Here is a 22,941-nt window from a genome sequence, read left to right as displayed (position 1 = left end):
TGGAATAGGCGATGAAGCATCGCGTCGACGTCGTAAAAATAAAGGTCCATATATGCGCCGGCTCGACCCGGTGCGACGCAAATCTGTCTAGTTGCGACTACTGCAACATCGTGTTTCGCGTCAATAGAACGAATTCGTTTTCGGACATGCCCGATATGCGCGGCAGGGCTCGGCTCGCATACTTCGGAATCTGTAAAAAACCCGCATTACTCAAGCCTTGTTTCGGATTCGAACGACATGACTACCCGCTGCCTGAGCATCCATCAGACCGACGCACCCGAAGTCCTGACCAATCACAAGCACTACGCCGCCCGCATGGGCTACGAGCACGCGAGCATTTCGATGGCGGGCATGCCGTGCCCGTCCCAGCGTTTGTTGCTCAAGTACGAAGCGATCCTGCATCACTTGCGCCGGATGCCCGAGATGGCGCTGCTCGTCTGCATGAGCGAAGACTGCATCGTGCTCAACATGCTCCCGGTCGAGCCCATCGCAGAAGGCAGGCAGCACGCGCTCATGGCGGTTTCCGGCAACGACGACGGACGTCAGACGGCCGTGCAGATCTGGCGTAATACGGTCGAGGTGCGCAACCTCATCGTGTGGTGCATCGGGGAATGCAAGATCGGCAAAGCGCCGCAAAACGACATCGCGATGCTTGCAGGGCTCGACTACATCGAGCCGCACGGTGAACGCGGCGGCATCATGGCTACGATGCACTGCGGTCCGCGCTACGATCCCATCTGGACGCAGTACCCCAACCTCTGGACCATCGTGCTCGGCGAGGAAGCGATCTACGGTTTCATCCCGGCGAGCTTTCGCAACGCGCTCGCCGAACACATCAACGACTGTCAGCAGAAGGGCGTGCCGCTGTTCCAGCTTCCGGCGCAAAGCGAAACGCCGCATGAAGAGTTCAGCGTCTATAACCCCGGCAAGTCCATCGCCTTCATCACGTACTACACGCCCAACGTGCGTGCGTACGGCGCGATCGCCGAGCAGAACATGCGGCGCTATTGCGAGCGCCACGGCTATACGCTTTACGTCTATCGGCAGACGCCCGCCGAAGGCGTGCCCGGCGCGACCGGCACCTGGCTCAAGCCGTGGTTCCTGCGCAAGCATCTGCCGCATCACGACTGGGCGATCTGGGTCGATGCCGACATCCTCTTCTTCGATCAGCGCAAGCCGATCGATCCGCTGCTGGACGGGCGCGACATTCTCGCGGCGCACGATATCGGGCCGTGGATCATCAATGCCGGCGTGCTCGGCTTTCGCCGCAAGCCCGCGGTCCTCGCGTTCGTCGACGAAATCCACGAGCATGTCAGCGCCGCGCCCGACAAATCGAGCACCTATGCGAACGGCGGCGATCAGACCATCATCGCGAATCTGCTGACGGACCGTCTCGGCTGGAAGCTCGAACACGGCCTCGACTGCCTGAGCATCAATACGCCGTGGTACTTGCACCAGGCGGACAGCCTGATGCTCCACTTCATGGCGATCCAGACGCCGATGCGCGCCGTCGTGATGGCCGCACAGGAACGCGCGAGCATTCAGCTCGGCTGATCCCTCACTTCACGCCGAGCGCGGTCTGAACGGCTTCCAGGCCGTTTCCGCCGCTCGCCGTGGTCACGCCGTCCAGCCACGATTTCAGCAGCTCCGGATGACGCTTCAGCGCATCCGTGGCCGCTGCATCGACATTCGTTTTCTTCTCCAGCACATCCGTGATGACGCCGTTCTCCAGATCGACGTTGAACGCCATCTGTTTGAACAGCCTGCTCACGTTGGGGCATTGCTGCTCGTAGCCGCTGCGCGCCACCGTGTTCACCGTCGCGCCGCCATAGTTGGGGCCGAAGTATTTGTCGCCGCCATCGAGATAGGCGAGCTTGAACTTCGTGTTCATCAGATGCGGCTCCCACGCGAGAAAGACGATCCACTTCTTGTCGCGCACCGCCCGCTCCACTTGCGTGAGCATCGCGGTTTCGCTCGATTCGACCAGCTTCCAGTCGCCGAGACCGAAGGCCTTGTCATCGACCATGCGCTTGATGTTCTGATTCGCCGGCGCGCCCGGTTCGATGCCGTAGATGCGGTTATCGAACTTGTCGGCGTTCTTCGCGAGGTCCGCGAACGAATGCACGCCCGCCGCCGCCACATAGTCCGGCACCGCGAGCGTGAACTTCGCATTGGAGAGATTCGGACGCACGACGTCGATCGATTTCTCTTCGAAGAACGGCTTCACGAGCGGCGCCTGCGCGGGCATCCAGTTGCCGAGAAACACGTCGATCTGCCCTTTCTTCATGCCCTGATACGTGATCGGCACCGACAGGTTCGCGACGTTCTGCCGATAGCCGAGCGCCTTGAGCACGATGCCGCTCATCGCATTGGTCGCGTCGATATCGGTCCAGCCCGGCCCCGCCATGCGGACCTGCGTGCAGGACTGCGGCTCGGCGGCAAACGCATGCGAAGCCACGCAAGCCAGCGCGGCGGCGAAGAGCGCGTGGATGAAGCCCTTTTTCATGGTGCATTCCTGTCGTGTGTTGTGGGGATGCGATCGATGCGTCAGTGCTCGACGGCGGGAAAACGCGCCATCGCTTCGAGATCGTCCAGATCGATGTGATTGCGCATGTAGCGCTGGCTCGCATCGACGTGAGGCTGCCAGTCCCATGACTGAATCGTGCCCTGCGTCGTCGCCGCGAAATGGAAATGGCGGCGGCGCTGACTCTTCAGCACGTCCCGATGCAGCGCATCGAGATTCCAGCGGCGCGCGATCTCCGCGCGGAATTCGGCCACGCGCGCGGCGTGACGCTCATCGCTTGCGAGATTCTCGCGCTCGAACGGATCGGCTTCTACATCGTAAAGCTGATCCGGATCCACGCTCGAATGAATGAACTTGAAGCGCCCGCGCCGGATCATCACGATGGGCGCAATCGCGCCTTCCGCGAGATATTCGCCGATGGCTTCGTCGTGCCCGCCGGTCTCGCGCAAGTGCGGCACGAGGCTTTGACCGTCGATGCTGTCAGGCCACGCTTGCGGCGCTTGTCCGCGCGCGAATTCGACGAGCGTCGGCAGCACATCGAGATGCGAGACCGAATCCTTCACGCGATGCGCGCCAAACCGCTTCGGCGCGTGCACGATGAGCGGCACGCGGCAGCCGCCTTCGAAGAACGTCATCTTGTACCAGAGGCCGCGCTCGCCGAGCATCTCCCCGTGATCCGACGTGACGACGATGATCGTATCGTCGGCGAGACCGGCCTCGTCGAGCGCTTCGAGGATCGATGCGAACTGGTCGTCGACATACGACACCGCGCCGTAGTACGCGCGCCGCGCATTGCGGATTTGCCGGTCCGTCGGCGGCGTGCGATCCGCTTCGTACACATGGCGCAGGCGCTTCGAATGCGGATCGCAGGCATCGAGCGAATCGCGATACGAAGGCATGTCGATGTCTTCATCGCGATACGCGTCCCAGTACTTGCGCGGAATCGCATACGGATCGTGCGGATGCGTGAGCGATGCGACCATCATGAACGGACGCGCGTCCTTGCCCGCGTTGCGCTCGCGCGCGATGTCGAAGAGCTTTTGACGCGTGGTGAAGGTCACTTCGTCGTCGAAGTCGAGTTGATTGGTACGCACGCATGGGCCCGCGTCTATCACGGAGCTCATGTTGTGATACCACGTCGGGCGCGCATCGGCGTTCTGCCAGTCGGGCGTCCAGCCGAAATCGGCGGGATAGATATCGGTCGTGAGACGTTCCTCGAAGCCGTGCAACTGATCCGCGCCGCAGAAATGCATCTTGCCGGAGAGAATCGTGCGATAGCCTTCGGCGCGCAGATAGTGCGCGAAGGTCAGCGTTTCGGACGGGAATTCGGCGGCATTGTCGAATGCGCCGATGTTCGAAGGCAGCTTGCCCGCGAGAAGCGAAAAACGCGAAGGCGCGCACAGCGGACTCGCGCAATACGCGGATTCGAACACGACGCCTTCGCGCGCGAGCGCATCGATGCGCGGCGTCTTCGTCACGCGATTGCCGTATGCGGCGAGTGCGAAGGGCGTGAGCTGATCGGCCATCAGTACAAGGATATTTTGTTTCGTCTCAAGCATGACTGCGTGCCTCGAATAGAATCGTTGATTGAGCGTTGGGTGTCACTATTGCCGTTCAAATCGCGGCTGTGAAGACAGCAAAACGTTATGCGTTCATAAGGGGGAGTTATGCCGCGGCCGGACCGCCTGCCACCGATGCAGGCGTTACTGATGTTCGAATCCGCCGCGCGGCACGCGAGCTTCACGGCTGCCGCGCGCGAACTCGGCTCGACGCAGCCCGCGGTGAGCCAGCGCGTCGTGCAGCTGGAGGAATCGCTCGGGGCGGCGCTGTTCGAGCGCGGGCATCGCGGGGTCACGCTCACGGACGACGGCGCGCGTCTTTTCGATGCGGTGCGTCGGGGACTCGACGTGATTCGCGCGGCGACGTCGGACATTCGCTCGCGTCACGCGCAACGCACGCTCACGCTGTCGACGGATTTCGGCTTCGCCACATACTGGCTGATGCCGCGCCTGCCGCAATTCAAGGCGCTGATGCCCGATGTCGACGTGAAGATCATCACGTCGCAGAGCTTGCCGAGCGCATCGGGCGATCATGCCGATGTGGTCATCGTCTTCGGCGACACGCATGCCGAATGGAGCGGTCAGAGCGCCGTGAAGCTCTTCGCCGAACGCGTGATGCCGGTGTGCAGCCCGGCGCTGATCGCGGGAAGAAGCGCGCCCGTATCGCCCGCCGATCTATCCGGGCTGCCGCTCTTGCATCTCGAACCGACGCTGCCCGAGCGCTGGCTTTCATGGAGCGCGTGGTTCGAAGCGCACGGCCTTGCCGCGCCGCCGACGCAGGGCGGCTTCACGTTCAACAGCTACGCGCTCGTCGCGCACGCCGCGGTGATGGGCCAGGGCGTCGCGCTCGGCTGGGCGCCGCTCATCGACGAACTGATCGCGACGGGCCAGCTCGTCGCGCTCTGCGATGCGCCGCTCGTCACCGATCGGGGCTACGTGCTCGTGACGCCGCGCGAGCCGTCGGCGGCGGTGCGGGCGTTCAGCGAGTGGCTGCTGGACGAATGCGACGTCGTCGGCTGACGCTTTCGTACTATTTGCGCGGCGGTTCGCTTCTATCCGGAAGGCGCGCGCGTTTGCTCTACTAGCGCGTACGCTCGCCGCATTTCGCGGCGCTGCAACCATTCGAATGTGGAGCACGCATGGCAGCCGATTCCCGCTTTGATCAACTCGTGCTTACCGTTTCGTGCCCGAGCGCGGCGGGGCAGGTCGCCGCGATCGTCGGCTTTCTGGAGCGGCATCACGGCTATATCGACGAACTCACCGTCTTCGACGACGATCTCTCCGAGCGCTTTTTCGTGCGTTGCGTGTTTCATGGCGCGCGGCCCGAGGAGGCGCTCGATCTCGCGATGCTGAAGCGCGAATTCGAGCCTATCGCCGAGCGCTTTGCGATGTCGTGGGCGATGCACGATCTCGCCGTGCGGCCGAAGGTGCTGCTGATGGTGTCGAAGCTCGAGCACTGTCTTGCGGATTTGCTGTTCCGCTGGCGCATGGGCGAGTTGAAGATGGATATCGTCGGCATCGGGTCGAATCATACGGATCTGGCGCATCTGGCGGAGCAGCATGGCTTGCCGTTCCATCATCTGCCGATTACCGCCGATACCAAGCCGCAGCAGGAAGCGCGCTTGCTCGATCTGTTCGATACGTCAGGCGCGGAGTTGATGGTGCTTGCGCGGTATATGCAGATTCTTTCAGGCGAGACGAGCCGCAAGCTGGCGGGGCGTGCGATCAATATCCATCACTCGTTCTTGCCTGGGTTCAAGGGGGCGAAGCCTTATCACCAGGCGCATGCGCGTGGGGTCAAGCTGATTGGCGCGACCGCGCATTTCGTCACCGACGATCTCGATGAAGGACCGATCATCGAGCAGGAAGTTGAGCGCGTCGATCATTCTTATGGGCCGGAGCGGTTGTTGGCGACAGGGCGGGATGTGGAGTGCCTTGCGCTTGCACGCGCGGTTAAAGCGTTTATTGAGCGGCGGGTTTTTATTAATGGCGAGCGGACTGTGGTTTTGCGGTGAGGTTTTTGCGCTCCGGGTTAGCTTGCTTTGCTGTTTTCGCTGGATTCCATATTCGCTTGGCTAGGGTTTCGCCGGATCCCGTTTTCGTGGCGGTCTATTAGCACTGCCCCTGTGCGGGGCGGCAGTCACTTTCTTTGCTGCTGCAAAGAAAGTAACCAAAGAAAGCAGCTCGTCACCGCCCGCGGTCACACGCAGTTTGGGTAGTTCTCTCGTTCCAGGTGGCACTCGCCTAAAGAGTGCCCTCATCACAATAACGGGGCTTGGATCGCGCACGGTCTGACGCGCTAGTTTTCCAAGGACACTGGTTCAGCACGAAAGAGCTTCGGCACAGCGCTACGCGCTGCCGCCGGGTCCGCAAGGGAAACCATCGGTTTGCGCGCGCAGTGCGATAAAGATGTTAGTAGCGAAGCACGCGCATTCCCGATTGACCGGTCGGCCGCGGAGCGGGCTGGAGCTATTTGGTGCTGAACCAGTTTGGTGTGTGGTGCGATGACACAGACCGTGCGCGAGCCAAGCCCGATGGGGCCTATGAGGGCACTCTTTAGGCAGCCCACGATGGACGAGAGGACTACCCAAATTGCGTGTGACCGCGGGCGTATCAGTAGCTGCTTTCTTTGCTTACTTTCTTTGCAGCAGCAAAGAAAGTGAGTGCCGCCCCGCACAGGGGCAGTGCGAATAGACCGACACGAATACGGGATCCGGCGAAATCAAAAGCCAAAAGCAAAACCCCCCAAAAAAAAAGCGCCGCAGGCATAACCCACGACGCTCAGCGTTTGCCCAAACGCCCAAAGACCCAAAAAACCCAACGAAAAAAATTACTTAGTCCAGGACTCCACCCGATCCCCATGCGCGCTGATCCACGCATCCGCCGCCGCCTGCGGCTTCTCTCCATTTTGCGTCGCCAGCATCACGCTATCGATCTCACCCGGCTTCCACTGAAACTTCTTGAGGAATGCCACCACCTGCGGCGCCTTCTTCTCCAGCTCCGGATTGATCACGTTATCGACGTGCTCCGACTCACCGAACACCTTCTTCGGATCCTCGAGGAACTTGAGCTTGTACTTCGCGAACATCCAGTGCGGCTTCCAGCCCGTCACGATGATCGGCTTATTGGCCGCTTCGGAACGCGCCAGTTCCGCCGTCATCGCCGAACCCGAACTCGGCAGCAGCTTGTAGTCGAGGTTATAAGCCTTGATCGCTTCGCTCGTCTTCTGCATCACGCCCGCGCCCGCATCGATGCCCACGATGCGCGAATCGAATTCCGCCTTCTTCGCCTCGAGATCGCTCAAGCTGTTGACGTCGACGTTCTCCGGCACGATCAAGCCGATTTTCGCGTCCTGAAAGTTCGGACCGAGATTCACGACCTTCGACTTGAAGTTGTTCCAGTACGCGCCATGCGTGACCGGCAGCCACGCCGACAGCGTCGCGTCGAGATCGCCGCGCGCCACGCCCTGCCACATCACGCCCGCGGCCACCGGCACCAGTTGCACCGGATAACCCAGCTTCTTCTCGATCACGCGCGCCGCCACGTTCGACGTCGCCACGCTATCGTCCCAGCCCTCGACATAACCGATTTTGATCGTCGGCTTATCCGCGGCGTTTGCCATCAGGCTCGATGCAAGGGCGGCGCTCATCGCCCCCAAAACGAGCATTCTTCTCATCGGTTTCATTTGGTTTCCCCTTAGCGGCCCCACGCCGTGTAGCGAACAGAATCACCAGCCAGAATTGACGCGTAGCGCACTTTTCCGACACTCAGTTGTCAAGAAACGACGCGCCCCTCAGGGCTTACTTGTCGACGACGAGATCGCTCATAGGCTTGCTGCAGCACAGCAGCACCATGCCCTGATCGATCTCGCGCTGACGTATGCCGCCCGCATGCTTCATGCTCACTTCGCCCGACACGAGCTTGACCTTGCACGTCCCGCACATGCCCTGCGTACACGACGATGGCAAGCGCACGCCCGCCTTCTTCGCCGCATCGAGCACATGTTCGTTGCTGCCGCATTCGATGTCGCGCCGGCTCTTCGCGAAGCTCACCTTGAACTTCGTATCGACGACGGGCGCGGCTTCAACAGGCGCTTCGATGATCTCGACGGGCTCTGTCGGCGCGGGCGCAAAGCCGACCGCGTCCTCGCGCGCTTCGACGAAATCCGTCTGCGTCGCAAGGGCCTCGGCGACATGCGCCGTCGTCAGTTCAGCCGCGACTTCCTCGACGACGCCGAACGAGAAGCTCTCCTCGTGATAATGCTTGCGATCGAAACCACCTGCATCGAGCAGATCGCGCACCGCCTTCATATACGGCGCCGGGCCGCACGTGAAGACTTCGCGCTCGAGAAAGTCCGGCGCGATCAGCTTCAGGAGCGGCAGCGTGAGAAAGCCCGTCACGCCCGGCCAGTTCGTGCGCGTGCCGACTCGCTCGCACACGAACGCCGTGCGGAAGTTCTTGTGATTCGACGCGATGAGATCGAGCTCGCGCGCAAAGATGATGTCATCCGGCGTGCGCGCGCTATGCACGAACACGATGTCGGCATCGTCGCCGAGTTCGTGATGCGCGCGGCTCATCGACATGAGCGGCGTAATGCCCGAACCCGCCGACAAGAACAAATACTTGCGTGCCGGATGACGCGCGCACGTGAATTCGCCCGATGGCCCGAGCACGCGCACCGTCGATCCCGCGACGAGGTTATCGTGCAGCCAGTTCGACACCGGTCCGCCCGGCACGCGCTTCACCGTGATGGAGATCGTGTGCGGGCGCGTCGGCGCGGACGAGATCGTATAGCAGCGATTGATCTGCTCGCCGTTGATCTCGAGCTCCAGCGTGATGAACTGCCCCGGCTCGAAGACGAACGTGCGCTCACCCGGCGCCTTGAAGAAAAAGCTCTTGACGTCGTGCGTTTCCTGCCGGACGTGACAGCAGACGAGCGTCTCGTCCGTGTCGCAATTCCAGCGCACGGGCAGCGTCCCCCAGAACTTCGGCTGGGTCACGCGGCTGTCGGTCGGCTCGAAAGTAGCCTGATCGCGCATCATGTTCTACTCCTGCTACGAGGCTGTCAGCGCATGAAGGAAACGACTTTCTCACCGAGCGACGCATCGACGCCGTGCTCGGGCGTATCGGCGTAATCGGCAAGACGTCCGATGTACCACTCGCAAAACTTCTCGACGAGACCTTCCGTGAACGGCGAGTACGGACCCGGTTCGTAGGCGTTGCTCGCGACGCCGAGTTGCGAGTACTCGACGAGCGTGCGGTCCTGATCGTTCGTCGCGCGCCACACGGCGGTGAGATTGTCGACGTCGTAATCGATGCCTTCGCGCGCGTCCTTGTGCACGAGCCACTTCGTGCGGACGAGCGTTTCCCCCGATGCAAGCGGAATCACGCAGAACGTCACGATGTGATCGCTCATGAAGTGATGCCACGAGTTCGGCTGCGTCCAGAACGACAAGCCGCCCAGGTCCGCGCGCTCGAAGCCGCCGAGCAGTTTCTTCGATGCGACTTTCGCATCGAGCGTCTGCGATTCGCCATCGCGATCGAGCGGCAAACGTTGCGTGCGAAAGCCCGTCACGAGATCGGCGAGGCGTTCGATCTCCGCGGACGGCAGGCACATCGCTTCCCATTGCTTCGTGCGCTCTTCGACGGTCTTCTCGAACGCCGCCATGCCTTCTTCGTTCGCGGGCGAGCGCTGATAGCCGAAGCCGTATTCGTAAAGCGAAATGGTCAGCTCTGGATGATTCGCGACGCAGTGATAGCACTCGCGATTGTTCTCCATCGTGAGCTTCCAGTTGCCCTTCTCGACAATATCGATGCTCGCCGCGATCTTGCAATCCTTCAGACCGTGCGGCGCGAGATACGGCTCCATCGCTTCGCGCATCACGGCGAAATCGGCGGGCGGTTCATCGGCGAGACAGACGAAGATGAGGCCCGCGAGATTCTGGACATGCACCTTCTTCAGGCTGTGCTTGCAGCGGTCGAACTGGTCGCCCATGTGCTCGGCGAACATCAGATCGCCGGAGAGGTTGTAGGTCCAGCTGTGATACGGGCACACGATATTGCCGAGCGAGCCCTTCTCCTGATTGCACAGGCGCGCGCCGCGATGCCGGCACACGTTGTAGAAGGCGCGTATTTCCATATCGTCGTCGCGCACGATCAGGATCGAATCGTTGCCGATCTCGATCGTCGTGTAATCGCCCGGCTCGGGAATGTCCGGCTCGACGGCGACCTGAATCCAGGTCTTGCGGAAGATGGCATCGAGGTCGAGCGCGTGAATCTCTTCGCTCGTGTAGAACGGCGCCTCGAGCGTGTGGCCCTTTTTGCGGCGTTCGATCATTGCGCGAACGTCTGCCGAAACTTTCATCGTGTGCACCTGTATGTGGGTCGATGTGGGTCGAGAAATCAGTAATCGACGAGTTGATGCTCGCGCAAATACGCCAGAATCACTTGTGCTTTTTCGACGGAACTCCCTTCAATTACGACGCTTCCGCCGCGGCTTTCGGTCGTTGTCGCGCCGAGCATGCGCGCGTGGCCCGAACGCCTTTCCGGCGCGGCGAGTTTCTTGGGCTTGGCCGTCACCGGGCCGATGCGCCACGCCGTGCTTTCCTTGTCGACGGGCGCGCTCGCGGCGACCGGCGCGACGTGGCCTTCGCGCATGCGCGCATAGGCATAGCGCGGCGCGGCGTTGGCCAATGGATGCACGGCGACGAGCGCGGGCAGCGGCGCGCGCACGCGTCGGCGCAAGCCCTTCGGCATGAACTGGCGCACTTCGACGCCTTCCTTCGTCACGCTGACATCGACCGCCGCGCCGACGAGCGGAACGTTCAGCGCATCCGCGAGCTTGTACGGCAGCGTGCCGCTGTCGTAAGCGCCTTCGGCGCGCGTGCCGGTGAACACGAGCTCGTAGCCCGCAAGCCTTTGCGCGAGGGCCGCACACGCATCGCCTTGCGTGTTGAGCACTTCGACTTTCGACGCGCCGAGCGCGAGATATTCCTGCAACGCCGGATTAGCCGGATCACCCGCGTGCAACACGTCGAGTTGCGCGCCGTGCGTCTTCGCGATGCCGATGGCGATGGTCAGCGCGGCGGCGTCGTTGCGGCTGTAGCGCGCCGCGCCGCTGACGGGATGACGTCCGGTAGAGACGAGAACGGCGATCTTCATGCAGCGACTCCTTCGGCGATGTGCGCGGTCTGCGCGATCGATCCGCCGCCGGCACGCGCGGCGCGTGCGGCGGCGGCGGCATCGGTCAGTGCCTTGATCGTTTCCTGCGTGTCCGCGACGATCGTCAGATTCGCGCGCTTCGCGATCGGCGCACTGGCGTCGAGATTCACGGCGATGACGTGGCGGCAATCCTTGATGCCCTGCAAGTGCTGCACCGCGCCCGAAATGCCGAACGCGATATACACGCTCGCCTCGACCGTCTTGCCGGTCGCGCCGATCTGCTTGTCGCGCGTGAACTTGCCATCGTCGACGGCGACGCGGCTCGCGCCGATCGCCGCGCCCAGCGTGCCCGCGAGCGCTTCGAACGCGGCGATGTCCGACACGCCGTTGCCCGCCGACACGATGAAGTCCGCTTCCTCCAGCGCGACCTGCGCCGCGTCCATCTCTTCGATGCCGAGATCGACGTAAGCGCTCGCTTTCGCCGCCGGCACGATGCCTTGCGGATTCATCGCCTCGCCCGCGCCGACGAAGGGCAGCTTCGCATCGACGGCATGAGCTGCAAGCAAAACCATGTCGGGCAATGCACGCGATGCAAGCGCGCGACCCGCCTGTGCATACGACGCGACATGCGCTGCATCGATTTCGACGACCTGCGTCGCGATGGACGCATCGGCGCGTGCGGCGTAGCGGCGGCCGAGATCGCCGTCGCCGGTTGCGTTGTCGGGCATGAAGATATGCGCCGGTCGGAACGCAGCGACGCAGGCGGTCAACGCGCGCACTTCTTCGTCGGGCGCGTAGTTGCGGCGATCGAACTCCGGCAGCGCGACGTAGCGATCCGCGCCGAGCACGGCGGCATCGTCCTTGAACTCGCCGAACGCGATCAGCACGACTTCGGTCTGATCGTCCGCGAGCAAGGCGGCGGCCGCGAGCGCCTGGCGCGCGTGATCGTCGAGCGCGCCGCGATCCGTGTGCGCCGCGACGAGCAGCGAACGCGTCGCGGGCTTCGTCGTGCGGCGCGGCTTCGTCGCTTCCTTGTGGCCGCCGTGCGTGAAGTTCAGCACGACGCCATTGCCGATTTCGCCGAGCGTGATGCGCTTCAGTCCATCGGCCGTGATGACGAAGGGACGGCGCGGATCGATTCGTTTGATGTCGTTGTTCATCGCTTCACTCCAAGGCCGCAGCGACGAGTTCCGCCACGTCGAGCACTTCGGGACGAGGACCGACCACGCCTTCCAGCATCGCGGTGCATTGCGGGCAACCGACCGCGACGACTTCCGCGCCGACCGACTTCGCATCCGCGATGCGGATATCGGGAATGCGCTGCTTGCCGGGGATATCCGTCAGCGGCGCACCGCCGCCACCGCCGCAGCAACGCGCGCGCATGCCATGACGCTCCATCTCGACGACCTTGATGCCAATGGTCTTCAGCAACTTGCGCGGCGCTTCCGTCTCGCCGTTGTAGCGGCCGAGATAGCACGGATCGTGGTACGTGATTTTCTTGTCCGCGAGCACGGCGGCGGCCTTCGGCGTGAGCTTGCCGCTCGCGACGAGCTCCGCCATGAACGCCGTGTGATGCTGCACTTCGTAGTAGCCGCCAAGCGCGCGATATTCGTTGCGCAAGCTATGCAGCACATGCGGATCGGCCGTGACGATGCGACGGAACTGGTATTGCGACAGCGTGTTCATCAGCTTCGATGCGCATTGCTGGAACGTGGCTTCGTCGCCGAGACGCCGCGCCGTGTCGCCCGTATCCGTTTCGACGCCGCCGAGCACCGCGTAATCGACGCCCGCCTTGTTCATCACTTTGGCGAGCGCGCGCAGCGTGCGCTGATAGCGCATGTCGAATGCGCCTTCGCCGGCGATCAGCAGAACATCGACAGGGCGTCCCGGCTGCGCGACCTGCACTTGCAAATCCACCGACCAGTCGTAGCGCGCGCCGATATCGAAACCGTTCTGACTGCCGGTCTCGCGCAGGTTCGCGAGCGTGATCGGGCCTTTGCCGGGCACATCGCCTTCGACGAGCGTTTGATTGCGGCGCATGTCGACGATCGCATCGACGTGCTCGATCAGCATCGGGCACTCCTGCACGCACGCGCGGCACGTCGTACACGACCAGATCGTGTCCGCTTCGATCATCTGCGAGATGAGCGGCTTGGCCGGACCGCCGGAATGCCTGCCGACGGGAATGCCGGGTGTCGGGCTACCCGCGTATTGCGAGTCCGATCCGCCGACCATGCCGACGACCAGATCCTGAATCAGCTTCTTCGGATTCAACGGCTGACCCGATGCGAACGCGGGACACGCGGCCTCGCACTTGCCGCACTGCACGCAGGCATCGAAGCTCAACAACTGATTCCAGCGAAACTCGACCGGCTTGCCGACGCCATATTCCTTCGCATCGAGCACGGGCTTCTTGAGCGCCGTCGGCGGCACGACTTCGCGTTCGTTCTCGTCCTTCGCGTGAAAACGCTCCTGACGCGGATGAAAGGCGAGATGCAGCAGACCCGCCATCGCGTGCTTCATCGGGCCGCCTTGCGCCGCGCCGAAGGTCATCGTGTACGCGCCCGCCGCGATCAGCAACGCGACGATGATCGCGAGCGCGCCGGACATCCACGATGCAGGCAGCAGCATGAACAACGCGAGACCGAGCGCGAACGAACCGAGCAGCAACGGCAGGCTGTCCCACGGTCCATGCGACAGACGCGCGGGCACGTCCTTCGCGCGACGCCGCTTGTACACGAACATCGCACCGACGAACATGATGATCGCCGCGAGGAAGATCGCGCGGTCGAGCCACACCGAATAGATCGCGAGACCGTAGTTGATGAAGACGAGCGCCATCGCGAGGATCGCGCCACCCGCGGTCGCGACGTGCGTCTTCGCGATATATGGATCGCGCGCCACGACATGATGCAGATCGACGAAATAGCGCTTCGGAATGGTCAGCAGATTCGCCCATCCATAGGCGCCGGCCGTCGTCGCGCGGCCTTCGCGCCAGTACGCTGCGCGCTTGAGCAAGGCGAACGCGAGGCCCGCCATCGAAAGCCACAACAGCGCGGTGATGACAAACACGGGGTTCATCGTCGAATACCTCGTCAGAAGTCTTTGCAGAGGCGCAGCGAATCGTAGATCGCGCTGTGGATGTTGTGCATCGAGATGCAGTCGCCGACGCGGAACAACAGGAAGCGTCCGTTGCCGAGCTCTTCGCTCAACGACGGCTGCGGTAGCGATGCGAACAGCGTGTGCACGTCGATCTGTCCGCGATTGAGCGACTCGGGCTTGAGCTTCCAGTAGAGCGCGTCGTTCGGCGTGATGCCGTTCTCGATCACGACCTGATCCACCGCGCGCTCTTCCTGCTCTTCCGTGTACTCGTTGCGGATCACGGCGATCTTCTTGCCGTTTTCCTCGTAGACCTTGTCGAGCCAGTAGTTAGGCGTATGAATGACGCCTTGCGCATAGAGACGGCGATAGAAGATCGGGAACGTGGTGCCGCCGGTGTCGTCGGCGACTTTGACATCGGGCGTGACGATCTCGACGTTATTGCCGCGCGACGCGATGAAGTCCGCTACGCCCGCGCCCGCATGAGTCGATACGCCGTCGTAGACGAGCACGTTCTTGCCCGGCTCGACCTTGCCCGAAAGAATGTCCCACGAACTCACGGCGAGACCTTCTTCGACGCCCCACGCAGGAACCTGTTCGGTGAACGACGAACCGCCCGTCGCGAGCACGACGATGTCCGGCTTTTCGGCCATGATCATCTTCTCGTCGGCGGCGACACCGAGACGGCGATCGACGCCGAGGCGCTTCGTTTCCATGTCGAACCAGCGCACGATGCCGGCCATTTGCTCGCGCTGCGGCGCTTTCGCGGCGAGCATGATCTGACCGCCGACATAATCGTTCTTCTCGAACAGCACGACATCATGACCACGCGAACGCGCGACGCGCGCCGCTTCGAGACCGGCAGGCCCCGCGCCGACCACGACAACCTTGCGCTTCGGCCCGCGCGTCTTTTCGATGACGTGCGGCATCGTCTGTTCGCGCGATGTCGCGGCGTTCTGCACGCACAAAACGTCGAGACCGTTGTACTGGCGATCGATGCAGTAGTTCGCGCCGACGCACTGCTTGATTTCGTCTTCGCGGCCATCGCGAATCTTGATGACCATATGCGGATCGGCGATCTGCGCGCGCGTCATGCCAACGAGATCGACCATGCCGTTTGCAAGCAGACGCTCGGCCTGTCCTGCATCGCGAATGCTTTGCGCATGCATGATCGGCAGCTTCACGACCGACTTGATGCCCGCGGCGAGATGCACGAACGGCTCGGGCGGCAGCGCCATCGGCGGCATGCAGTTGGCGAGCGTGTTGTGCGTATCCGCGCCCGAACCGATCACGCCGACATAATCGATGAGGCCGCTTTCGGACATCGCCTGCGCGATCTCCTTGAGGTTCTCGTGCGAGAGACCGTCTTCATGAAATTCGTCGCCGCACATGCGCAGGCCGACGCAGAAATCCGCGCCCACTTCTTCACGCACGGCCTTCAGCACTTCCATCCCGAAGCGCAGACGATTCTCCAACGAACCGCCCCATTCATCGGTACGGAAGTTGGTGCGCGGGCTCCAGAACTGATCGATCAAATGCTGATGCGCCGCCGAGATCTCGATGCCGTCCATGCCTGCATCCTTCACGCGCCTCGCGGCCGCCGCGAAGTCCTGGATGATGCGCTTGATCTCTTCCACTTCGATGATCTTCGCGTTGCCGCGATGCACCGGCTCGCGCACGCCCGACGGCGACATCAGATGCGGCCAGTGCTCGCCGTGCCATGCGGAGCGGCGGCCCATGTGCGTCGCCTGAATCATGATGAACGCGCCATGACGATGCATGGCTTCGGCGAGACGCGAGAGCGGATCGATGACCTTGTCGGTCGCGAGGTTCACCGACTTCCACCAGCCTTGCGGACTGTCGATCGACACCGGGCTCGAACCGCCGCACACGGCGAGGCCGACGCCGCCCTTCGCTTTCTCCTCGTAATAGCGGATATAGCGGTCGCCGGGCAGACCGCCCGGTTCGGCATAGACCTCCGCGTGCGCGGTGCTGACGATGCGGTTGCGCAACGTGAGCTTGTTGAGCTGAAGAGGCTTGAAAAGGTTCGGGTAACGCATCGCGATCGACCTCGGAGTTGAGCTTTGCTTACAGCGGCGACACTTCAAATACGCAATGCGAATGGCCTTCCGCCGCGCATTGGGTTTCGATCGACTTCGAGCGCGGACCTTTCTTCGCACTGTCGGGAGCCGTGTCGTTCACCCAGTCCATCGCGCCCGCGAACCAGCCCGCGAACATGTAGCAGAGCTTGCCCTCTTTGCCGGGCTGCGCGAGCACGAACGACGAGTTATGCAGATGAATGCGCGCATGCGATGTCGCAGGATCGGCTTCGACGATCGTGAAGAGTCCCCATCCACGTTGCGACAGGCGCTTCAGGTAATGCTCGAAGCACGCCATGCCGCTGATGCCGTGCTTCTCGGCTTCCTTGTCGCACCAGTGATACGCGGACTTGTAGCCGGCCTTGTAGAGAATCTCGGCATACGTATCGCGGCCGAGCGCTTCTTCGACGGCGACGTGATTGTTCGTGAAGAAGTGGCGCGGCACGTAGAGCATCGGCAGCGCGTCGGTGGTCCAGACGCCGGTTTGCGGATCGACATCGATAGGCAGTTGCGGTTGCATCGCGGGGTTCCTGTTTATTTGTCGTTGACGGTCAGACGTTCCAGACTTCGCCGAAGAAGCGCATCCAGTTTTCGCCCATCACTTTCTTGATGCGCGATTCGCTCCAGCCGGCCTTTTCCATTGCAGCGGTGAGGTTCGGGAATTCGCCGATCGTGCGAATGCCTTCCGGATTCACGACCTTGCCGAAGTTCGTCAGGCGGCGATAACGGCCCTTGTCGTGCGTGATCCAGTCGAAGAATTCGGTGCTATAGCCTTGCGTGAAGTCCGTGCCGATACCGACGTTGTCTTCGCCGATGACATCGATGGTGTATTCGATCGCTTCGAGATAGTCATCGACCGTTGCATCCGGGCCTTTCTTGAGGAACGGCGAGAACATCGTCACGCCGACGAAGCCGCCCGCATCGACGATCTCGCGCAGTTGATCGTCGCTCTTGTTGCGCGGATGATCCTTGAGTCCCGACGGACAGCAGTGCGAGTACGTGACGGGCTTCTTCGAGCAGGCGATCGCATCGGAAGACGTCTTTGCGCCGACGTGCGAGAGATCGACCATAATGCCGACGCGATTCATCTCGTGAATCACTTCCTTGCCATAACCCGACAGACCGCCGTCCGGTTCATAGCAACCCGTGCCGACGAGGTTCTGTGTGTTGTAGCAAAGCTGGACCACGTTCACGCCCAGCTCCTTGAACACTTCGATATAGCCGAGGTTGTCCTCGAACGCATACGAGTTCTGGAAGCCGAAGATGATGCCGGTCTTGTTTTCCTTCTTTGCGCGCAGGATGTCGTCGGTCGTGCGGACGAGCGTGAGAATTTCGCTGTATTCGCGGATCTGCTGCTTCATTTCCGCGATGTTGTCGATGGTCTTCTGGAAGTCTTCCCACACCGACACGGTGCAGTTCACGGCGGTGACGCCGCCCTTTCTCATGTCTTCGAACACGGAGCGCTCGAACTTCGAGATGTTAAGTCCGTCGATGATGATGCTGTCGTTGTGGAGGGTGCTCATCGTGGTGTGCTCCGTGTCGCCTGAGAGGTGGGGGTCGTTCGACGTCGCTTTCGTCGTTGCGTCTATTCTTGACTTTCGCCCTGCCGGTCAATTTACGAATTCAGACGTGTTCTTTACCTTTTCCGACATGCGCGTCTGTTTTCGACAAGTGGCGAATTCCTTTTCGGTGTAGCAAATTTTTGTGTGGGCTGTTGCACTGCATCGGAACGATCGTGCGCTGCTGCAGTGCATGTCTTGCGGCGCGTGGCCCCGCGTCAGTGCGAGCGCGCAGCGGAGCATGCGCGATGCCCTTCATCGATCAGGGTTTAGCCTGATGGCATGGTAGTTGCACTCGCAACCAAAATTGCAAGCGTGGTAAGCGCCGCGCATGACGGCGCCACTCAATAGATTCCAAGGAATCAGTTCTCACATGTCCTCCGATCGCACGGCGTCGCTGTCACACTTCGCGTTCATGCCGCTTCCCAACTTCACGATGATCGCGTTCACCAATGCGATCGAAGTCCTGCGCATGGCGAACTACTTGACGGGGCAGCCGTTGTATCGCTGGTCGATCGTGAGTCCGGAGGGCGGGCCGGTGACGGCGAGCAACGGGCTTTCCGTCGATACCGGTCCGGTGGAATGCGTCGGGCAGCCCGACATCGTGTTCGTGGTCGGCGGCATCGACGTGCAGCGTGCGACTACGCCCGCGCATCTTTCTGCCTTGCGCCGTTTCGCGCGCACGGGCAGCGTGCTCGGCTCGCTTTGCACCGGCACGTATGCATTGGCGCGCGCGGGCTTGCTCGCCGGCTATGCGTGCGCGATTCACTGGGAAAACATGTCGGCGCTTAAAGAAGAGTTTCCCGACACGCGCTTTCTCAAAGAGCTGTTCGTGGTCGATCGCGATCGCGTGACGTGTACGGGCGGCGTCGCGCCGCTCGACATGATGCTGAACTTGATCGCGGCACGCGTCGGCACGGCGCGGGTGACACAGATCGCGGAGCAGTTCATCGTCGAGCATGTGCGCGATACGAGCGCGCAGCAGCGGATGCCGCTCGTCGCGCGTCTGGGGTCCGCGAACAAGTCGCTCTTCGAAGTCATCTCGCTGATGGAGAACAACATCGAAGAGCCGTTGTCGCGCGAGGAACTGGCGCGGCTCGCGGGCATGTCGCAACGGCAACTGCAGCGGCTATTCCGCGAACATCTCGGCATGACGCCGACGCATTACTATCTGACGTTGCGCTTGCGGCGCGCGCGTGAATTGCTGCTGCAGACCGACATGTCGATCATGCACATCACGATGGCGTGCGGTTTTCAGTCGGCGTGTCATTTCTCGAAGAGCTATCGCGATGCGTTCGGCACGGCGCCGACGCGCGAGCGGCGCAAGCAGGTGCCGCCGCTGGCTGCCGTTCCCGCGATGGTGGCCTGAGCGTTCAGATCGCCATGTGAAGGCGCGTTTCGCAGACTTCGCATCCGCCGAGTCTTTCGGTGCGGAACACGCCGTCCAGTGCAAAGCCGAGCGCCTTGTAGAAGCGCAGGCCGTGCACGTTTTCTTCGAGCGCCCAGAGCGTCATTTCCCGATAGCCTTCGCTTGCCGCGGCGTTGATCGCTTCATCGATCAGCATTCTTCCCGCGCCCTGGCGCCAGTGTGCCGGGTCGATATAGATGGCTTCGATTTCGGCATCCGTTCTGCCTTTGTCGTTATCGCGTGACGGGCCCCATGCGATCCATCCGAGCATGATGTCGTCGCGTTCGGCGAGCATTATGCGGGGCATGCCGCGCGCGATCAGCTCGGACCAGAGGGCACGGCGTTTCGGAATGGAAAGCGAATTGAGGTATTCGGCGGGGAAGATGGAACGATAGGCGGCCTGCCAGGCCTTCACGTGGATGCGCGCGATTTCCGCAGCATCGGAGGGGGCCGCCAGGCGGAAGGAAAGCGCGGTTCGGAGGTAATCGGCCTTCATGCGTCCTAGTATGACGCGGTTTTCTTGCTTTTTGCCTTGTGGTTTTCGCTTGGTTCGGGTTTTGCCGGATGCCGGTTTCTTCCGGGAGCCGGTTTGGCTTGGCGTGGGTTTCGCCGGAGCCCGGGTTGGGTTGGCTTGGCTTGGTTTCGCCGGATCCCGGGTTGGGTTGGCTTGGCTTGGTTTCGCCGGAGCCCGGGTTGGGTTGGCTTGGCTTGGTTTCGCCGGAGCCCGTTTTCGCGTCGGTCTATTAGCACTGCCCCTGTGCGGGGCGGCACTCACTTTCTTTGCTGCTGCAAAGAAAGTAAGCAAAGAAAGCAGCTTCCGATACGCCCGCGGTCACACGCAATTTGGGTAGTCCTCTCGTCGTTCGTGGGCTGCCTAAGGAGTGCCCTCATAGGCCCCATCGGGCTCGGCTCGCGCACGGTCTGCCACATCGCATCACACACGAAACTGGTTCAGCACCAAATAGCTCCAGCCCGCTCCGCGGCCGACCGGTCCATCGGGGATGCATGTGCTTCTCTACTAACGTCTCAATCTCGCTGCACTTGCCGCACGTTGGTTTCCCTTGCATACCGGGCGGCAGCGCGTAGCGCTGTGCCGAAGCTCTTTCGTGCTGAACCAGTGTCCTCAGCGTTTTCGGGCGGCAGACCGTGCGCGAGCCACGCCCGATTAGGTGTTTGAGGGCACTCTTTAGGCGAGTGCCGCCTGTGACGAGAGGACTACCCAAATTGCGTGTGACCGCGGGCCTGAAAAGCTGCTTTCTTTGCTTACTTTCTTTGCAGCAGCAAAGAAAGTGAGTGCCGCCCCGCACAGGGGCAACGCTAATAGACCGCCACGAAAACGGGATCCGGCGAAAAGAAACGAAACGCCAAACCCAGCTTGGCAGCGGCAAAGAAAGTAGGTGCCGCCCCGCACGGGGGCAGTGCTAATAGACCGACGCGATAACGGGATCCGGCAACAACAAGAAAACCGAAGGCCCCCAACCCGCGGGGGGCAAAAACAAAGGCTCAAGCCGCCTTCAACAACCCATGCGGATCGATAACAAACTTCCTCGGCGCTCCGCCATCAAACTTCCGATACCCATCCGGCGCTTCATCGAGCGAAACCACCGTCACATTGACGATATCGGCAATCGGCAACCGATCCCACAAAATCGCCTGCATCAGATTGCGGTTGTACTTCATGACCGGCGTCTGCCCCGTATGGAACGAATGCGACTTCGCCCAGCCCAGCCCGAAGCGAATGCTCAAACTCCCCTTCCTCGCCGCAGCATCGACCGCACCGGGATCGTCAGTCACGTAAAGACCCGGAATCCCGATCGCGCCCGCCGCCTTCGTAATCTCCATCAGCGAATTGAGCACCGTCGCGGGCGCTTCGTGACCGGCATCGCTGCCGTGACCGTGCGCTTCGAAACCCACGCAATCGACCGCGCAATCCACTTCCGGCTTGCCGAGAATCTGCTCGATCTGCTCGCCGAGCGTCGCATCCTTCGACAGGTTGATCGTCTCGAAGCCCATCGCGCGCGCATGCGCAAGACGCTCCTCGTTCATGTCGCCGACGATCGTGCAAGCCGCGCCCAGCAAGCGCGCCGACGCAGCCGCCGCCATCCCGACCGGCCCCGCGCCCGCGATATACACCGTCGAGCCCGGCCCCACGCCCGCCATCACCGCGCCGTGGTAACCCGTCGGAAGAATGTCGGAGAGGCAAGTCAGATCGCGGATCTTGGACATCGCCTGCGCTTTGTCGGGAAACTTCAGCAGATTGAAGTCCGCGTACGGCACCATCACGTATTCCGCCTGACCGCCGATCCAGCCGCCCATGTCGACATAGCCATACGCGCCGCCCGCACGCGACGGATTCACGTTCAGGCACACGCCCGTATGCTGCGCCTTGCACGTCGGACAACGGCCGCACGCGACGTTGAATGGCACCGAAACCAGATCGCCGATGGCAAGCGTCTCGACATCGCGCCCCACTTCGATCACTTCGCCCGTAATCTCATGGCCGAGCACGAGGCCGACTTCCGCTGTCGTGCGGCCGCGCACCATGTGCTGATCCGAGCCGCAAATGTTCGTGCTGACGACCCTCAGAATGACGCCGTGGCCGATGTCCCGCCCGCGTGGATCGACCATCTTCGGATAGTCGATGGATTGCACTTCGACCTTGCCCTGCCCCAGATACACGACGCCGCGATTGCTGCTCATTGATCGTCTCCTTGTTTCGTGGACGGCATGCGCGAACCATCCGACCGATGACCGCGCCCGTGCAACGAGGGTAGCGCTCTCGCGACGCCGCGACTCGCACTCAATGCGACGCACGTTTGACTGAAACCGACATCGCGCGCAGAAATCCTTTCGACCCGGTTTTTATTGATTGACCGTTCAAAATAAAAAAAATAGTATCGGCGCACATCGTCAGTCACGAAAAGACCATGCCCAAGCTCGGAATGCGCGATATCCGCCGCGCGCAACTCATCGACGCCACGTTGCATACCATCGACCAATCTGGACTTTCCGGCGCGACGCTCGCTTCGGTCGCGCAGCGCGCGAGCACGTCGACGGGCATCGTCAGCCATTACTTCGGCGACAAGGACGGTCTGCTCGAAGCCACGATGCGCCATGTGCTGCGCTCGCTATGGCAAGGCACGTCGCGCCGCCGCAAAGCCGCGAAGCCCGATCCGCGATCGAAACTGCGCGCGGTCGTCGCGGCGAATTTCGATGTCGAACAGGTGAACGGGCCCGTCATGAAAACCTGGCTCGCGTTCTGGTCGGAAAGCATGCACAAGCCGGAATTGCGCCGGCTGCAGCGCGTGAACACGCGGCGTCTGCATTCGAACCTGTGCGCGGATTTCGCGCGTGCCTTGACGAAGCCCGCCGCGCGCCGCGCCGCAAGCGGCCTCGCCGCGCTGATCGACGGCCTGTGGCTGCGCGGCGCGCTGGCCGGCGAGCCGTTCGACACGAAGGGCGCGCTGCGGCTCGCTTACGAATACATCGACCTCGTGCTGGAAGCGCACGGCTGATTAATCACATTCAAGGA

At 62.1% G+C, this 22,941-nt stretch carries 18 protein-coding genes; 5 read left to right on the top strand and 13 right to left on the bottom strand.

Annotation, left to right across the window (positions count from 1 at the left end):
- The first annotated feature begins 237 nt into the window (after positions 1-237).
- Entirely contained in the window at positions 238-1,554 is a 1,317-nt protein-coding gene (locus NCS67_RS20455; RefSeq protein ID WP_250436323.1) for a glycosyltransferase family protein, read from the top strand.
- 4 nt (positions 1,555-1,558) lie between these two features.
- On the opposite strand, the gene NCS67_RS20450 is transcribed toward NCS67_RS20455, so the two are convergent.
- Complete coding sequence (locus NCS67_RS20450) at positions 1,559-2,506, bottom strand: choline ABC transporter substrate-binding protein (protein ID WP_008354139.1); 948 nt, start codon at positions 2,504-2,506, stop codon at positions 1,559-1,561.
- Positions 2,507-2,547: 41 nt separating this feature from the next.
- A complete protein-coding gene (betC, locus tag NCS67_RS20445) occupies positions 2,548-4,083 on the bottom strand; it encodes a choline-sulfatase (protein WP_008354141.1) in 1,536 nt (511 codons plus the stop codon).
- Positions 4,084-4,191: 108 nt separating this feature from the next.
- On the opposite strand from betC, the gene NCS67_RS20440 reads away from it, so the two are divergent.
- Entirely contained in the window at positions 4,192-5,103 is a 912-nt protein-coding gene (locus NCS67_RS20440; RefSeq protein WP_250436322.1) for a choline sulfate utilization transcriptional regulator, read from the top strand.
- 119 nt (positions 5,104-5,222) lie between these two features.
- A complete protein-coding gene (purU, locus tag NCS67_RS20435) occupies positions 5,223-6,098 on the top strand; it encodes a formyltetrahydrofolate deformylase (protein ID WP_250436321.1) in 876 nt (291 codons plus the stop codon).
- A gap of 815 nt (positions 6,099-6,913) precedes the next feature.
- Here purU and NCS67_RS20430 read toward each other — a convergent pair.
- The 9 genes from NCS67_RS20430 to NCS67_RS20390 all read right to left on the bottom strand — a co-directional run bounded on the left by NCS67_RS20430 (position 6,914) and on the right by NCS67_RS20390 (position 17,965).
- On the bottom strand, positions 6,914-7,750 hold the full coding sequence (locus tag NCS67_RS20430; RefSeq protein ID WP_409014143.1) for a glycine betaine ABC transporter substrate-binding protein: 837 nt from the start codon (positions 7,748-7,750) through the stop codon (positions 6,914-6,916).
- A 133-nt stretch (positions 7,751-7,883) separates the two neighbouring features.
- Positions 7,884-9,125 (bottom strand): FAD-binding oxidoreductase, encoded by a 1,242-nt coding sequence (locus tag NCS67_RS20425; RefSeq protein WP_502801867.1) that lies wholly within the window; start codon positions 9,123-9,125, stop codon positions 7,884-7,886.
- A gap of 23 nt (positions 9,126-9,148) precedes the next feature.
- The gene (locus NCS67_RS20420) at positions 9,149-10,447 is read right to left on the bottom strand and encodes an aromatic ring-hydroxylating oxygenase subunit alpha (protein ID WP_175982385.1); all 1,299 of its coding nucleotides are present in this window, start codon (positions 10,445-10,447) and stop codon (positions 9,149-9,151) included.
- Between the two features lie 38 nt (positions 10,448-10,485).
- On the bottom strand, positions 10,486-11,244 hold the full coding sequence (locus NCS67_RS20415; protein ID WP_250436320.1) for an adenine nucleotide alpha hydrolase family protein: 759 nt from the start codon (positions 11,242-11,244) through the stop codon (positions 10,486-10,488).
- The gene (locus tag NCS67_RS20410) at positions 11,241-12,404 is read right to left on the bottom strand and encodes an electron transfer flavoprotein subunit alpha/FixB family protein (protein WP_008354149.1); all 1,164 of its coding nucleotides are present in this window, start codon (positions 12,402-12,404) and stop codon (positions 11,241-11,243) included. Before NCS67_RS20410 ends, NCS67_RS20415 begins: the two co-directional genes overlap by 4 nt.
- 4 nt (positions 12,405-12,408) lie before the next feature.
- Entirely contained in the window at positions 12,409-14,325 is a 1,917-nt protein-coding gene (locus NCS67_RS20405; protein WP_175982382.1) for a (Fe-S)-binding protein, read from the bottom strand.
- 14 nt (positions 14,326-14,339) lie between these two features.
- Positions 14,340-16,403 carry an NADH:flavin oxidoreductase gene (locus NCS67_RS20400; protein ID WP_250436319.1) on the bottom strand — a complete coding sequence of 688 codons (2,064 nt, stop codon included), beginning with the start codon at positions 16,401-16,403 and terminating at the stop codon, positions 14,340-14,342.
- 28 nt (positions 16,404-16,431) lie between these two features.
- Positions 16,432-16,962 carry a DUF5943 domain-containing protein gene (locus tag NCS67_RS20395; protein WP_008354152.1) on the bottom strand — a complete coding sequence of 177 codons (531 nt, stop codon included), beginning with the start codon at positions 16,960-16,962 and terminating at the stop codon, positions 16,432-16,434.
- Positions 16,963-16,993: 31 nt separating this feature from the next.
- Positions 16,994-17,965: a dipeptidase gene (locus NCS67_RS20390; protein ID WP_008354153.1), complete on the bottom strand. Its 972-nt coding sequence runs from the start codon at positions 17,963-17,965 to the stop codon at positions 16,994-16,996.
- A gap of 409 nt (positions 17,966-18,374) precedes the next feature.
- Between NCS67_RS20390 and NCS67_RS20385 the strand changes: the two genes are divergently transcribed.
- Entirely contained in the window at positions 18,375-19,370 is a 996-nt protein-coding gene (locus tag NCS67_RS20385) for a GlxA family transcriptional regulator (RefSeq protein WP_008354155.1), read from the top strand.
- Positions 19,371-19,374: 4 nt separating this feature from the next.
- Here the strand turns inward: NCS67_RS20385 and NCS67_RS20380 are convergent, their stop codons facing one another.
- Both NCS67_RS20380 and fdhA read right to left on the bottom strand, forming a co-directional pair.
- The gene (locus NCS67_RS20380; RefSeq protein ID WP_250436318.1) at positions 19,375-20,184 is read right to left on the bottom strand and encodes a GNAT family N-acetyltransferase; all 810 of its coding nucleotides are present in this window, start codon (positions 20,182-20,184) and stop codon (positions 19,375-19,377) included.
- A 728-nt stretch (positions 20,185-20,912) separates the two neighbouring features.
- Complete coding sequence (fdhA, locus tag NCS67_RS20375) at positions 20,913-22,109, bottom strand: formaldehyde dehydrogenase, glutathione-independent (RefSeq protein WP_008354157.1); 1,197 nt, start codon at positions 22,107-22,109, stop codon at positions 20,913-20,915.
- Positions 22,110-22,336: 227 nt separating this feature from the next.
- Here fdhA and betI point away from each other — a divergent pair, with 227 nt between their 5' ends.
- Positions 22,337-22,924, top strand: a complete 588-nt coding sequence (gene betI / locus NCS67_RS20370) for a transcriptional regulator BetI (protein WP_008354158.1) — start codon at positions 22,337-22,339, stop codon at positions 22,922-22,924.
- Positions 22,925-22,941: the final 17 nt, after the last annotated feature.

The sequence above is a fragment of the Caballeronia sp. ATUFL_F2_KS9A genome (assembly GCF_023630765.1).
GTDB classification, from domain to species: Bacteria; Pseudomonadota; Gammaproteobacteria; order Burkholderiales; family Burkholderiaceae; genus Caballeronia; species Caballeronia zhejiangensis.
This window is presented reverse-complemented; position numbering and strand designations above follow the sequence as displayed.

Bases quoted from the DNA above. Each gene is read 5' to 3' on its own strand.
- NCS67_RS20405 (WP_175982382.1), bottom strand. From the start codon at position 14,325: ATGAACCCCGTGTTTGTCATCACCGCGCTGTTGTGGCTTTCGATGGCG.
- NCS67_RS20415 (WP_250436320.1), bottom strand. From the start codon at position 11,244: ATGAAGATCGCCGTTCTCGTCTCTACCGGACGTCATCCCGTCAGCGGC.
- NCS67_RS20385 (WP_008354155.1), top strand. From the start codon at position 18,375: ATGTCCTCCGATCGCACGGCGTCGCTGTCACACTTCGCGTTCATGCCG.
- NCS67_RS20410 (WP_008354149.1), bottom strand. From the start codon at position 12,404: ATGAACAACGACATCAAACGAATCGATCCGCGCCGTCCCTTCGTCATC.
- NCS67_RS20390 (WP_008354153.1), bottom strand. From the start codon at position 17,965: ATGAGCACCCTCCACAACGACAGCATCATCATCGACGGACTTAACATC.
- fdhA (WP_008354157.1), bottom strand. From the start codon at position 22,109: ATGAGCAGCAATCGCGGCGTCGTGTATCTGGGGCAGGGCAAGGTCGAA.
- NCS67_RS20400 (WP_250436319.1), bottom strand. From the start codon at position 16,403: ATGCGTTACCCGAACCTTTTCAAGCCTCTTCAGCTCAACAAGCTCACG.
- NCS67_RS20430 (WP_409014143.1), bottom strand. From the start codon at position 7,750: ATGCTCGTTTTGGGGGCGATGAGCGCCGCCCTTGCATCGAGCCTGATG.
- NCS67_RS20450 (WP_008354139.1), bottom strand. From the start codon at position 2,506: ATGAAAAAGGGCTTCATCCACGCGCTCTTCGCCGCCGCGCTGGCTTGC.
- betC (WP_008354141.1), bottom strand. From the start codon at position 4,083: ATGCTTGAGACGAAACAAAATATCCTTGTACTGATGGCCGATCAGCTC.
- NCS67_RS20440 (WP_250436322.1), top strand. From the start codon at position 4,192: ATGCCGCGGCCGGACCGCCTGCCACCGATGCAGGCGTTACTGATGTTC.
- NCS67_RS20425 (WP_502801867.1), bottom strand. From the start codon at position 9,125: ATGATGCGCGATCAGGCTACTTTCGAGCCGACCGACAGCCGCGTGACC.
- NCS67_RS20455 (WP_250436323.1), top strand. From the start codon at position 238: ATGACTACCCGCTGCCTGAGCATCCATCAGACCGACGCACCCGAAGTC.
- NCS67_RS20395 (WP_008354152.1), bottom strand. From the start codon at position 16,962: ATGCAACCGCAACTGCCTATCGATGTCGATCCGCAAACCGGCGTCTGG.
- NCS67_RS20420 (WP_175982385.1), bottom strand. From the start codon at position 10,447: ATGAAAGTTTCGGCAGACGTTCGCGCAATGATCGAACGCCGCAAAAAG.
- betI (WP_008354158.1), top strand. From the start codon at position 22,337: ATGCCCAAGCTCGGAATGCGCGATATCCGCCGCGCGCAACTCATCGAC.
- purU (WP_250436321.1), top strand. From the start codon at position 5,223: ATGGCAGCCGATTCCCGCTTTGATCAACTCGTGCTTACCGTTTCGTGC.